This is a genomic window from Kitasatospora saccharophila (genome assembly GCF_039529925.1).
GTDB classification, from domain to species: Bacteria; Actinomycetota; Actinomycetes; order Streptomycetales; family Streptomycetaceae; genus Kitasatospora; species Kitasatospora saccharophila.
Genome location: NZ_BAAANS010000022.1, coordinates 1 through 12,556, shown reverse-complemented (window position 1 = coordinate 12,556; position 12,556 = coordinate 1). Strand labels below are relative to the sequence as shown.

The 12,556-nt window shown below is 72.9% G+C and carries 12 protein-coding genes; 7 read left to right on the top strand and 5 right to left on the bottom strand.

Features of this window, described 5'->3' with window-relative positions:
- Positions 1–1,590 (bottom strand): acyl-CoA mutase large subunit family protein, encoded by a 1,590-nt coding sequence (locus tag ABD345_RS17415; protein WP_344553107.1) that lies wholly within the window; start codon positions 1,588–1,590, stop codon positions 1–3.
- 183 nt (positions 1,591–1,773) lie between these two features.
- Between ABD345_RS17415 and ABD345_RS17410 the strand changes: the two genes are divergently transcribed.
- Together ABD345_RS17410 and ABD345_RS17405 are read left to right on the top strand one after the other, a co-directional pair.
- Positions 1,774–2,517, top strand: coding sequence for an SDR family oxidoreductase (locus ABD345_RS17410; protein ID WP_344553106.1), 744 nt, complete (start codon positions 1,774–1,776; stop codon positions 2,515–2,517).
- 259 nt (positions 2,518–2,776) lie between these two features.
- The gene (locus ABD345_RS17405; protein WP_344553104.1) at positions 2,777–3,274 is read left to right on the top strand and encodes a 2-oxo-4-hydroxy-4-carboxy-5-ureidoimidazoline decarboxylase; all 498 of its coding nucleotides are present in this window, start codon (positions 2,777–2,779) and stop codon (positions 3,272–3,274) included.
- A gap of 5 nt (positions 3,275–3,279) precedes the next feature.
- On the opposite strand, the gene ABD345_RS17400 is transcribed toward ABD345_RS17405, so the two are convergent.
- Positions 3,280–4,014 (bottom strand): hypothetical protein, encoded by a 735-nt coding sequence (locus ABD345_RS17400; protein WP_344553103.1) that lies wholly within the window; start codon positions 4,012–4,014, stop codon positions 3,280–3,282.
- Positions 4,015–4,256: 242 nt separating this feature from the next.
- Between ABD345_RS17400 and sdhC the strand changes: the two genes are divergently transcribed.
- Genes sdhC through ABD345_RS17380 form a run of 4 tightly spaced genes read left to right on the top strand, consistent with a single transcriptional unit; the run spans position 4,257 to position 7,673 of the window.
- On the top strand, positions 4,257–4,637 hold the full coding sequence (gene sdhC, locus ABD345_RS17395) for a succinate dehydrogenase, cytochrome b556 subunit (RefSeq protein WP_033253218.1): 381 nt from the start codon (positions 4,257–4,259) through the stop codon (positions 4,635–4,637).
- Positions 4,638–4,642: 5 nt separating this feature from the next.
- Positions 4,643–5,131, top strand: a complete 489-nt coding sequence (gene sdhD / locus ABD345_RS17390; protein WP_380273523.1) for a succinate dehydrogenase, hydrophobic membrane anchor protein — start codon at positions 4,643–4,645, stop codon at positions 5,129–5,131.
- A gap of 26 nt (positions 5,132–5,157) precedes the next feature.
- Complete coding sequence (sdhA, locus tag ABD345_RS17385; RefSeq protein ID WP_344553102.1) at positions 5,158–6,900, top strand: succinate dehydrogenase flavoprotein subunit; 1,743 nt, start codon at positions 5,158–5,160, stop codon at positions 6,898–6,900.
- Entirely contained in the window at positions 6,900–7,673 is a 774-nt protein-coding gene (locus tag ABD345_RS17380) for a succinate dehydrogenase iron-sulfur subunit (protein ID WP_344553101.1), read from the top strand. Before sdhA ends, ABD345_RS17380 begins: the two co-directional genes overlap by 1 nt.
- Positions 7,674–7,756: 83 nt before the next feature.
- Here the strand turns inward: ABD345_RS17380 and ABD345_RS17375 are convergent, their stop codons facing one another.
- The 3 genes from ABD345_RS17375 to ABD345_RS17365 form a co-directional block, all read right to left on the bottom strand.
- The gene (locus ABD345_RS17375) at positions 7,757–9,100 is read right to left on the bottom strand and encodes a hypothetical protein (protein ID WP_344553100.1); all 1,344 of its coding nucleotides are present in this window, start codon (positions 9,098–9,100) and stop codon (positions 7,757–7,759) included.
- 261 nt (positions 9,101–9,361) lie between these two features.
- Entirely contained in the window at positions 9,362–10,972 is a 1,611-nt protein-coding gene (locus ABD345_RS17370; RefSeq protein ID WP_344553099.1) for a hypothetical protein, read from the bottom strand.
- A 120-nt stretch (positions 10,973–11,092) separates the two neighbouring features.
- Complete coding sequence (locus ABD345_RS17365; RefSeq protein WP_344553098.1) at positions 11,093–11,368, bottom strand: SCO4848 family membrane protein; 276 nt, start codon at positions 11,366–11,368, stop codon at positions 11,093–11,095.
- Between the two features lie 137 nt (positions 11,369–11,505).
- Here ABD345_RS17365 and ABD345_RS17360 point away from each other — a divergent pair.
- Positions 11,506–12,556 (top strand): D-alanyl-D-alanine carboxypeptidase family protein (locus ABD345_RS17360; protein ID WP_344553096.1); only part of this gene is annotated, 1,051 nt, incomplete at its 3' end.

Sequence of the window (12,556 nt, the reverse complement as noted above, 5' to 3'; positions counted from 1 at the left end):
TCAGAAGCGGTCGACCGGCACGTACGTCCCCCACACCCCGCGCAGCGCGTCGCAGACCTCGCCGACCGTGGCCCGGGCCGCCAGCGCCTCCTTCATCGGGTACAGCACGTTGTCGGTGCCCTCGGCCGCCTTGCGCAGCTGCGACAGCGCCCGCCGCACCGCCGAGGAGTCCCGGTCGGCGCGCAGCCGGGCCAGGCGCGCGGCCTGCTGGGCCTCGATCGCCGGGTCGACCCGCAGCGGCTCGTAGGGCTCCTCCTCGGCGAGCTGGAAGCGGTTGACGCCGACCACGGTCCGCTCGCCGGAGTCCTGCTCCTGCTGGATGCGGTACGCGGTGCGCTCGATCTCGCCCTTCTGGTAGCCCTGTTCGATCGCGGCGACGGCGCCGCCCATGTCCTCCACCTTGGCCATCAACTCCAGTGCGACGGACTCCAGTTCGTCCGTCATCGCCTCGACCACGTAGGAGCCCGCGAACGGGTCGACGGTGGCGGTGACGTCGGTCTCGAAGGCGAGCACCTGCTGGGTGCGCAGCGCGAGCCGGGCGGACTTCTCGGTCGGCAGGGCGATCGCCTCGTCGAAGGAGTTGGTGTGCAGCGACTGCGTCCCGCCGAGGACGGCGGCGAGCGCCTGCACCGAGACCCGCACCAGGTTGACCTCGGGCTGCTGGGCGGTGAGCTGGACGCCCGCGGTCTGGGTGTGGAAGCGGAGCATCTGCGACTTGGGGTTCTTCGCGCCGAACTCCTCCTTCATCACCCGGGCCCAGATCCGGCGCGCGGCACGGAACTTGGCGACCTCCTCCAGCAGCGTGGTGCGGGAGACGAAGAAGAACGAGAGCCGGGGCGCGAAGTCGTCGACGTCCATCCCGGCGGCGACCGCGGTGCGGACGTACTCGATGCCGTTGGCGAGCGTGAAGGCGATCTCCTGCGCGGGGTTCGCCCCGGCCTCGGCCATGTGGTAGCCGGAGATGGAGATGGTGTTCCACTTGGGGATCTCGGCCCGGCAGTACTGGAACACGTCGGCGATCAGCCGCAGGCTGGGCTTGGGCGGGAAGATGTACGTGCCGCGGGCGATGTACTCCTTGAGCACGTCGTTCTGGATGGTGCCGGTGAGCCGGTTCGACGGCACGCCCTGGGCCTCGCCGACCAGCTGGTAGAGCAGCAGCAGCAGCGAGCCGGGCGCGTTGATGGTCATCGAGGTGGAGACCTCGCCGAGCGGGATGCCGCCGAACAGCACGCTCATGTCCTCGACGCTGTCGATCGCCACGCCGACCTTGCCGACCTCGCCGTGCGAGATCGCCGCGTCCGAGTCGTAGCCCATCTGGGTCGGCAGGTCGAAGGCCACCGACAGGCCCATGGTGCCGTTGGCGATCAACTGCTTGTAGCGGGCGTTGGACTCGGCGGCGGTGCCGAAGCCCGCGTACTGGCGCATCGTCCACGGCTTGCCGGTGTACATGGTCGGGTACACGCCGCGGGTGAACGGGTACTGCCCGGGCTCGCCGAGCCGGGCCGCGGCGTCGGCGCCGGCCCGGGTCTCGGGGCCGTACACCGGCGCGATCGGCAGGCCCGACTCGGTGCGACGGGGCTCGGCTGCCATGGGTGTCCTCCGCGGGGAAGAGGGTGAGGGTTAGCGCCGATTAACAGGTCGGCTGGATACGCAATGTAGTCGCGCCCGGTCGGGAGCAGACAGATGCCACGGCTGGGACCTTGCTCACAACACCCGGGGGCCGCCCCTTGGGATGATCGGTGCACCTGTCGAACACCAGAGGAGTGCACGAACATGACCGAACAGAAGGTGGCCGTGGTCACCGGCGCCAGCAGCGGCATCGGGGCGGCCACCGCCCGCCGACTGGCCGCGGACGGCTTCGAGGTGGTGCTGACCGCCCGCCGCACCGAGCGGATCGAGGCGCTGGCGAAGGAGCTCGGCGGCCGCTCGTACACCCTGGACGTCACCGACCGGGCCGCGGTGGACGCCTTCGCCGCCGAGGTCGGCCGGGTCGACGTCCTGGTCAACAACGCGGGCGGCGCGCTGGGCGCGGAGAGCGTCGAGCAGGGCGACCCGGCGGACTGGCGCGCCATGTACGAGGTCAACGTGATCGGCGTGCTGCACCTCACCCAGGCGCTGCTGCCCGCGCTGCGCGCCACCGGTGACGGCACCGTGCTGATCATGTCCTCGACGGCGGCGCTGGCCGCGTACGAGGGCGGCGGCGGGTACGTAGCGGCCAAGCACGCCGTCCACTCGGTGGCCCAGACGCTCCGGCTCGAACTGGTGGCCGAGCAGATCCGGGTGATCGAGATCGCCCCCGGCATGGTGAAGTCCGAGGGCTTCGCGCTGACCCGCTTCCGCGGCGACCAGGACAAGGCCGACGCGGTCTACGCGGGCGTCGCCGAGCCGCTCACCTCGGAGGACATCGCCGACACCGTCTCCTGGGCGGTCACCCGGCCGCCGCACGTGAACGTCGACCTGCTGGTGGTGCGGCCCCGCGCCCAGGCCGCCAACCACAAGGTGCACCGGGTCAGTTGACCGGCTCCGCGTGAACGGGAAGCGCGGCGGGTCACAACTTGATAGCTCGATCGAGTGAAATCGGCCCGCCGCCTCCCCAACTGATGAGCCCTCAACTACCGTGGAGGCGCTGCCCCGCCGAGCTGTGTCAGCCCGTGCGGCGGCATTGCCGCACCCCGGCCTTTCCCGGCCCCCTCACCCCCGTCTCTGGAGCATTCCGCCTTCCCGCCCTCACGAGGAGGATCCGCTGACCAGCGACATCCCGCCGCAGCGTCTCGACGTGCGGACGGAGCCGTCCCTGCTGGGACTCCACCGGTTCAACGAAGCCGACTCCGGCGCGGTGGAGGAAGCACTGCTCGCCTGCTGCGGCAGCCACCGGTGGGCCCTGCGCCTCACCGCCCACCGCCCCTACCCCGACATAGAGTCCCTGCTCGCCGCCGCCAGCGAGGCCAGTTACGACCTGCGCCCGGCGGACCTCGCGGAGGCCCTCGCCGACGAGAGCTGGATGCCCCAGCCCCTGCTCGGCATGCGCGCCCCCGGCAGCCAGGCCGCGCACACCGCGCTGCGCGCCGCCCACGCCGCCTACGAGGCCCGCTTCGGCCACGTCTTCGTGGTCTGCCTCGACGGCGTCGACCCCGAGGAGATGCTGGACGCCGTCCTCACCTCCATCCGCACCCGCCTCGCCAACGACCCCGACGAGGAACGCCTCATCTCCGCCGAGGAGTTGCGCCGCATCGCGCTCAGCCGCCTCGAACACCTGGTCGCCGTCAAGAGCTGAGGCGTTCAGGGGCCCGTGCGCAGCACGGACCCGCCGTTCCCGGGCCCCTGTCGGTGCTCTCCCTGGTTCGCGAGCTTGGCGAGTTGCGCCTTCACCACGCCCGCGTCCGGTTCCGGGGCCGGGCGGCCCGTCGCGTCGAGGGTGGTGAAGACCGCGAGGACGTCGCCGGTGCGGGTGACCAGGGCGCGCTGGGCGATGGTGGTGCCGTCGGTTTCATTCGTGAGGGTGAAGGCGGTGGCGGCGTCCGCTCCTTCGGGGGTGGGCGTGTCGAGCCGGGTGAGCAGGTGGCGGCCGGCGCTGGAGGTGAACGCCCGGCAGTGGCCGAGGACCCGGTCGAGTCCGGCGTGGACGGCGGCGGCCCGGCCGGGCCGGAAGGCCAGGATCGCGGTGTAGAGGGAGGCCGGGTCGTCGCCCTCGCGGGCGATGTCGAGGTCGGTCTCGGCGAGCGGTCCGGCCGCGCCCTTGGAGGGGGTGAGCGCGTCCAGGACGGGCTGGCAGGCGGGGGTGTCGGCGGTCTCCGGGGGGCTGGAGATGTCGTTCTGGCCGGGCTGCATGAGCGTGACGTGCCAGCCGGGGGCGAGTTCGGCCTCGGTGACGCCGAGCGCGCGCACCGCGGCCGCGTCGTACTCGGGCTCCGGGCCGGCGGGCGAGGGGGCGGCCCGGTCCGCGGACGGGGCGGGCGGGGCGGTCGCGCAGCCGGCGGCGAGGGCGAGGGCGGCGAGGGCGAGCAGGTGTCGCACGGCGGGTCTCTCTGCTGGGCGGCGGTGACGGGGTGCGCACCTTAGCGCGGTCGGGTGATGACGCAGCGTGACGGTTCCCGTCCCGATTAGGCCGTGCGTGCCTGATTGATCACACCAGGGGCCCCCGACGGCGGTTGTCGACGGTGCGTCGATAGGATGCTCGCGGCCGGTGGACCGTATCCGGCCGGGCTGACCGACACCGAAGCCGGCCGAGCCCCCGAACCGCTTCCGGAGGGTTTTCCGTGCCGGCTGGAACGCTGTACCGCGGCCGGGAAGGCATGTGGAGTTGGGTGGCTCACCGAGTCACCGGCGTCCTGATCTTCTTCTTCCTGTTCGCACATGTCCTTGACACCGCCCTGGTGCGGGTGTCGCCCGAGGCGTACGACTCGGTGATCGCCACGTACAAGATCCCGCTGGTGAACCTGATGGAGTACGGCCTGGTGGCCGCCATCCTGTTCCACGCGCTGAACGGCCTGCGGGTCGTGGCGGTGGACTTCTGGGCCAAGGGCCCGAAGTACCAGAAGCAGATGCTGTGGACCGTCGTCGGCGTCTGGGTCGTCCTGATGGCCGGCTCCTTCTACCCCGTCCTTGAGCACACCCTTCGCACCTGGTTCGGGGGCTGATCCGCGTGTCCACTGACACCAACGACCTGGTGGTCCCCTCGGTCCACGCCCACACCGGCAAGGGCCTGGGCACCGGCAACCCCGCCGACGCCTTCGTGGTGGAGCCCGCCCGGGCCCGCACCAGGAAGACCCCGCGCCGCACCCGCACCAACTTCGAGATGCTCGCCTGGCTGTTCATGCGCCTGTCGGGTGTCGTCCTGGTGGTGCTGGTCCTGGGCCACCTGCTGATCAACCTGATGCTGGACGGCGGTGTCTCCCGGGTCAGCTTCGCCTTCGTGGCGGGCCGCTGGGCGTCCCCGTTCTGGCAGGTCTGGGACCTGCTGATGCTGTGGCTGGCAATGCTGCACGGCTCCAACGGCATGCGCACCGTCATCAACGACTACGCGGAGAAGGACGCCACTCGTCTGTGGCTCAAGGGTCTCCTGGGCGTCGCGACCGTCTTCACGGTCGTCCTCGGCACCCTGGTGATCTTCACCTTCGACCCGAACATCTGACGAGCCACCAGAGGCGACTGACCCCCATGCAGATTCACCAGTACGACACCGTCATCGTCGGCGCCGGCGGCGCCGGCATGCGCGCGGCCATCGAGTCGACGCAGCGCAGCCGCACCGCGGTGCTGACCAAGCTCTACCCGACCCGGTCCCACACCGGCGCGGCGCAGGGCGGCATGTGCGCCGCCCTCGCCAACGTCGAGGAGGACAACTGGGAGTGGCACACCTTCGACACGGTCAAGGGCGGTGACTACCTGGTCGACCAGGACGCCGCCGAGATCATGTGCAAGGAGGCCATCGACGCGGTCCTCGACCTGGAGAAGATGGGTCTCCCCTTCTCCCGCACCGACCAGGGCCGGATCGACCAGCGCCGCTTCGGCGGGCACTCCCGCAACCACGGCGAGGCCCCGGTCCGCCGGTCCTGCTACGCCGCGGACCGCACCGGCCACATGATCCTGCAGACGCTGTTCCAGAACTGCGTCAAGCACGGCGTCGAGTTCTTCAACGAGTTCTACGTCCTCGACCTGCTGATCAACGAGGGCAAGACCGCGGGCGTGGTGGCCTACGAGCTGGCCACCGGCGAGATCCACGTCTTCCAGGCCAAGGCCGTGGTGTTCGCCTCCGGCGGCACCGGCAAGATGTTCAAGGTCACCTCGAACGCGCACACCCTGACCGGTGACGGCCAGGCCGTGGCGCTGCGCCGGGGCCTGCCGCTGGAGGACATGGAGTTCTTCCAGTTCCACCCGACGGGCATCTGGCGGATGGGCATCCTGCTCACCGAGGGCGCCCGCGGCGAGGGCGGCATCCTGCGCAACAAGGACGGCGAGCGCTTCATGGAGCGCTACGCCCCCGTCATGAAGGACCTCGCGTCCCGTGACGTGTGCTCCCGCGCGATCTACTCGGAGATCCGGGCCGGCCGCGGCTGCGGCCCCGACGGCGACCACGTCTACCTGGACCTGACCCACCTGCCGCCGGAGCAGCTGGACGCCAAGCTGCCGGACATCACCGAGTTCGCGCGCACCTACCTCGGCATCGAGCCCTACACGGACCCGATCCCGATCCAGCCCACCGCGCACTACGCGATGGGCGGCATCCCGACCAACGTCGAGGGTGAGGTCCTGCGCAACAACACCGACGTCGTCCCGGGCCTGTACGCCGCGGGCGAGGTCGCGTGCGTGTCGGTGCACGGCGCCAACCGGCTGGGCACCAACTCGCTGCTGGACATCAACGTGTTCGGCCGCCGGGCGGGCATCGCCGCCGCGGAGTACTCGGACAAGCACGACTTCGTGCCGCTGCCGGAGAACCCGGGCGCGCTGGTCGAGGCGCTGGTGGAGGGCCTGCGGAACGCCACCGGCACCGAGTCGGTCGCGAAGATCCGCCAGGAGCTGCAGGAGTCGATGGACGCCAACGTGTCCGTCTACCGCACCGGCAAGACCCTGCAGCAGGCGGTCGAGGACGTGGCGGCGCTCAAGGAGCGCTTCAAGAACGTCTCGATCGCGGACAAGGGCTCGCGCTACAACACCGACCTGCTGGAGGCCGTCGAGCTGGGCAACCTGCTCGACCTGGCCGAGGTCCTGGTCGTCTCGGCGCTGGCCCGCGAGGAGTCCCGCGGCGGTCACTACCGCGAGGACTTCCCGACCCGCGACGACGTGAAGTTCATGCAGCACACCATGGCGTACCGCGAGGTGGCCGAGGACGGTTCCACCTCGATCCGCCTCGACTACAAGCCGGTCGTGCAGACCCGCTACCAGCCGATGGAGCGTAAGTACTGATGTCCACTCCGACCGTCGAGACGCACTCGGCCGCGCTGGACGCGGTCGAGGCGGGCAGCAGCGAGCTGATCAGCGTCACCTTCCGGATCCGCCGGTTCAACCCGGAGGAGCACCCGGACCCGGTGTGGGTGGACTACCAGCTCCTGATGGACCCGAAGGAGCGCGTCCTGGACGCGCTCAACAAGATCAAGTGGGAGCAGGACGGCACGCTCACGTACCGCCGCTCCTGCGCGCACGGCATCTGCGGTTCGGACGCCATGCGGATCAACGGGCGCAACCGGCTGGCGTGCAAGACCCTGATCAAGGACGTCAACCCGGAGAAGCCGATCACGATCGAGGCCATCAAGGGCCTCGCGGTCCTCAAGGACCTGATCGTGGACATGGACCCGTTCTTCCAGGCGTACAAGGACGTCATGCCGTTCCTGATCACCAACGGGAACGAGCCGACCCGCGAGCGCCTGCAGACGCAGGCCGACCGCGAGCGCTTCGACGACACCACCAAGTGCATCCTGTGCGCCGCGTGCACCTCCTCGTGCCCGGTGTTCTGGAACGACGGCCAGTACTTCGGCCCGGCGGCGATCGTCAACGCGCACCGCTTCATCTTCGACTCGCGCGACGAGGGCGGCGAGCAGCGCCTGGAGATCCTCAACGACCGCGAGGGCGTGTGGCGCTGCCGCACCACCTTCAACTGCTCGGAGGCCTGCCCGCGCGGCATCGAGGTCACCAAGGCGATCCAGGAGGTGAAGCGCGCGCTCGTCACGCGTCGCTTCTAGTCCGACCCGTTCGAGGGGCCCGTCCGGAACTCCGGGCGGGCCCCTCGGCTTTCGGGCGCTGCGGCGTTCAGTCGGCGCGGCGTTCAGTCGGCGCGGCGGACGCGGACGGTGGCCAGGGTGAGCAGCAGCGGGCCGAGGAACAGGGCGGCGGCCATGCTGCGGTAGTCCTGGTCGGCGGCGGAGGCGGTGAGTGCCAGCTGGGTGCCGAGGACGGCCGCGCCCGCCACCGGGACGAGGGCGCGCAGCCGGTGCCGCCAGGCGTGCAGCACGGCGGCGGCCAGGCCCAGGTAGGCCCACAGGGCGCCGCGCCACAGCAGCCAGTCGAGCTGCGGGGCGCGCAGCAGGGTGCGGCTCCAGGTCGCGGCGGCGTGCAGCGGGTGCCACAGGCCGCGGGAGCCGGCCGCCGGGCCGGGGACCGCGGTGGCGGCGTGCGGGCCGTCACCGCCCGCCCACACGCCCCAGGCGATCCGGCTCCGGCAGAGTCGGGCGTCCAGCACCCGGTCCGGGTGGTCTCGGAGCAACTGCCGCCAGGCGGCGGCGAGTTCGGCTTCGGCGCGGCGGGCGGCGGAGGCGTTCCAGCCGTCGGTGAGGGCGGCGGTGGCGGAGCAGTCGGCGCCCGCCGCGGCCCACTCCCGCGGCGGGGCGACGGCGGTCAGCGCGGGGCTCTGCCCGGTGGCGGCCCGGTGCTGGGCCAGTGCCAGGTCGGCGGCCCGCAGGGTGTGCAGGTCGCCGGCGGGGGTGGCGGGGTGGCCGAGCAGGCCGAACGCGATCGGCACCGCCAGCGCGAGCACGGTCAGCAGTGCGAGGCGCACCCGGGCGCCGGGCAGGAAGAGCAGCAGCACGGCGGCGGCGATCAGCGCGGTGGCGGCGCCCCGGGTGCCGGTCAGTGCGCAGGCGCAGACGGCGGCGGTCAGGACGGCGAGATCCAGCCGTTGGGCCGGGCCGCCCTGCTCCAGGGTGCCCTCGGCCCGCCGGACGAGCAGTCGCAGTCCGGCTCCGGTCAGCAGCAGCGCGGCGACGGTGCGGACCGCCTCCGGGGTGGCCGAGACCACCAGGCTCGCGGTCGGCGGCAGCGCGGCCAGCGCGAGCGCGACCGGGCCGCTGTAGCGTCCGCGCACCCCGAACCGGGCCAGCGCGGCCACCAGGTAGCCGAGGGCGAAGGCCGCGGCGGCCGTCTGCAGCAGGGTCGCGGGCCCGGCGTGGACGGCCCGCACGGCCGCCGCGTACAGCGGCGCCGACCCGTCCGGCGCGGCCCCGGTGAACGCCGGGTACACCGCCGCCCACCAAAGCAGCAGCGGCGCCCAGCAGGCGGCCGCCACCGCGAACGGCAGCCGCAGTCGCGACTTGGCCCGCCGGTGCCGGCGTTCCCGTTCCTGCCGCCGCGCCCACTCCGGGCGGGCCTCCCCGAGGGTGGTACTGGTGCTCACGCCGAAGCCCTCCCAGCAGTTCGTGCGGGGCAGGCTAGCAGCAGTATTCGGCCACTTGAAGGGGGCATGCATATGCACCCGTCAGTGGCCCGCCGCCACCGGCGGCGGTCCCCCGCTCGGGGCCCGGACCCCGGAGGAGGCGAGCGCGCGCCCGAGCGGCGCGGCAGCCGGCCCGGTTCCGGATGCCTCCCCCGGGCGGTGGTGGTGCCGGTGGTGGGGCCCGGGGCGGTTCGAGCACCCCGGGCCCCGTCCGCGCCGCGGTCAGGCGAGCGCGCCGCGGTCCTTCGGGGCGGTGGTGCCGTGGTAGGCGAGCAGGTGCCGGTCGGCGGTCACGGCGTACAGGTCGGGCTGCCCGTCGCCGTCGAGGTCGCCGGAGCTGCCCAGGACCGGGTAGTCGGCGGCCGGGAAGGTGCCCAGGACGGTGCCGGCGGCCGGGTCGGCGAGGCCGGAGAAGTCGTAGTGGCCGTCGGCGAGCTTCGGGACGGCGTGGGCGCGCAGGACGCCGGTGGCCTGTTCGCGGGACCACAGGGCGAGGTCGCCGCGGGCGTCGGGGCCGGGGGCGATCAGGTCGTAGCCGTCCCAGGCGCCGCCGGTGGTGAGGCGGGTGGCGGCGCCGAACCGGGAGGGGTCGTTCTGCAGCCACAGGTCGCCCTGTTCGACGTCCAGCAGGGTGATGCCGGTCGGCCTGGCCGGGTCGGTCGGCCCGAGGGCGACCAGTTGCCGCACGTCGGCGAAGCTGTCGGCGGTGCCGGGCGGGCAGTCCACCGCGGTGAGGGCGGTGTCGACGCAGTCGGTGGTGCGGTCGACCAGTGCCGGCGAGCGGCGGCCCAGCGGCAGCGCGCCCTGGTTGACGTACTGGTAGAGGGAGTCGCCGCCGGGGGCGTGGACGTAGATGGTGTCGGCGGGCGCGCCGCCGCCGCTCCAGCCCCGGTGGAGCACCTGGAGGTCGGTCCAACTGCCGTTGGCGGGGGCCCGGTAGGCCGGCACCACGGTGCTCGGGGTGGTCCCCCCGGTGTCGCCGCCGATCACCAGCAGGTTGCCCTGGGAGTCGGGCAGCAGGATGTCGGGGACGCCGTCGTTGTCGACGTCGCCGAGGGTCTTCGGCGGGTTGGGGTCCTGCGGCGCGTAGAAGCTGTAGAGCAGCGGCTGGGTGGCGTTGCCCGCGTGGTCGAGCGCTTGCACCAGCAGGACGTGGCTGCCCCAGCGGGCCGGCTTGAGGGTCACGCTCGCGGTGCCGTCCGCGTCCGGCAGGACCACGCCCTCACCGGGGGCGCAGCCGCCGGTGCTCGGGGTGTCGTCCAGCACGTAGCGGAAGCAGGCCAGGCCGGAGCCGGTGTCGGCGGCGGAGAAGGTGAAGGTGCCGGGCTGACCGGCGTACCGGCCGCCGCCGTGCTCGGGGAAGTCCTGCGAGTGCGCGGTGAGGGCGGTGGGCGGGGTGTTGTCGACGCCGAAGCGGCAGGTGGCGGTGGGCTCGCCGGAGCCCGGCCGGTACTGCGGCCAGACCTGCCAGGTGTAGCCGGCGCCTTCGGGCAGACCGGCGGCGGAGACCTGCACCCCGCCGAAGGGGTCGGCGTCGGCGGTGCCGTCGATGACCTTCGCGCCGCTCGCGTCCCAGACCTTGAAGCGGGCGGCGGGCGCGGTGGTGCGCGCGTACAGCGCGGGCCCGGGGAAGCTGACGCCGACCCAGCCCGGCGTGCCGGTGGCGTTGCAGCCGTCGGTGTAGCCGGTGTCCAGGTAGGTGCCGGGCACGACGGTCGGGGCGGTGACGGCGGGACCGGGCGCGGCCTGCGCGGCGGGCGCCGCGAACAGTCCGGCGGCGAGGGCGGCCGTGGCGCAGCCGACGAGCAGGCGCGGCGGAACGGAACGGGACAAGTCGGATTCTCCCCGAAGGTGTCGTACGGGCGTGCGAGCTTGCTCGCCCGGCCGCGCATCCTCGCCCTGGACGGGGCTGGTGCGCAAGCGGATTGACGGTAGCTCCGGGGGCGGACAGCGCTACTCGGCGGCGGCGCCCCCGGCGGGCGCCGCCGCGGCGCGCAGGGCGCGCAGGCCGCGGACGCCGATCCAGCCGATGGCGAGGCCGAGCAGCAGGGAGGTGACGGCGAGCAGCAGGTGCACCCAGAAGAAGGCGGTCGGCTGGGAGTGGTCGCCGTTCACGAAGGCCTGGCCGCCGGAGTCCTTCCACAGGTTCTTGACGAAGGTGGTCCAGATGAAGACCGACCAGACGCCGAAGGCGGTGAGGAACCAGGAGACCGGACGGCTGAGCTTCATGGCGGGGTCCTTCGCGGCAGACGGGGTGCCCGTCCAGTATGCGGGGCCCGCCGATCGGAGCAGTGGGCGGTACTCGTTCGGGGCCGTGCCCGGTGGCGCGCCCGGGCGGGGGCCGGGGGACGGGTTATTTTCCCGGAATGCTGATAATCCGCCGGATTCTCCAGGGGCCGTCCGCTGCCGTCCTGCTGCTGGCGTCCGCCCTGCCGTCGGCGGCGGCCGTCGCGGAGGACGCGCCGCCGCCCGAGGTGGTGGGCGGGCAGCGGCTGGGTGCGGCGGGGGTGCAGGTGGACCCGGGGGCCCCGGCGCTGCCGAAGGACCTGACCGGCAAGTCCTGGGTGGTCGCGGACGCGGGCAGCGGGCAGGTGCTGGCGGCGTTCAACGCGCACGCGAAGCTGCCGCCCGCCTCGACCCTGAAGATGCTGTTCGCGGACACCGTGCTGCCCCGCTTCAAGGCGTCCGACGTGCACCGGGTGACCTGGGCGGAGCTGCAGGGGATGGGGGCGGGCAGCAGCCTGGTGGGCATCAAGGAGGACCTGGACTACAAGGTCGAGGACCTGTGGCGCGGGGTGTTCCTGTCCTCCGGCAACGACGCGGTGCACGTGCTGGCGAACATGAACGGCGGCGTCGCCAAGACGGTCGCGGACATGCAGGCCCGGGCGGACCAGTTGCAGGCCCGGGACACCCACGTGGTCAGTCCGGACGGCTACGACATGGACGGCCAGGTCACCTCGGCGTACGACCTGACCCTGTTCGCCCGGGCGGGCCTGCGCGACCCGGACTTCCGGGCGTACTGCTCGACCCGCTGGGCGCAGTTCCCGGGCGCGGTGGACAAGAAGACCGGGCAGCGCGGCAGTTTCGGGATCGCCAACACCGACCGGCTGCTGGGCAAGTACCCGGGCCTGATCGGGGTGAAGAACGGCTACACCACCAACGCGGGCGCCACCTACACCGGCGCGGCCGAGCGCGACGGGCGGACGCTGCTGGTGACGGTGATGCACCCGGAGAGCAGCCCGAAGGTGTACGACGAGGCGGCGGCGCTGCTGGACTGGGGGTTCGCCGCGGCGGGGAAGGCCGCCCCGGTGGGGGTGCTGGCCGAGGACGGCGGGGCCCGGCCGGCGGAGTCGGCGGCGCCCGCGGCCCGGCCGGTGGCCGACCGGCCGTCCGCCGCCCCGGGCCCGGCGGACGGGC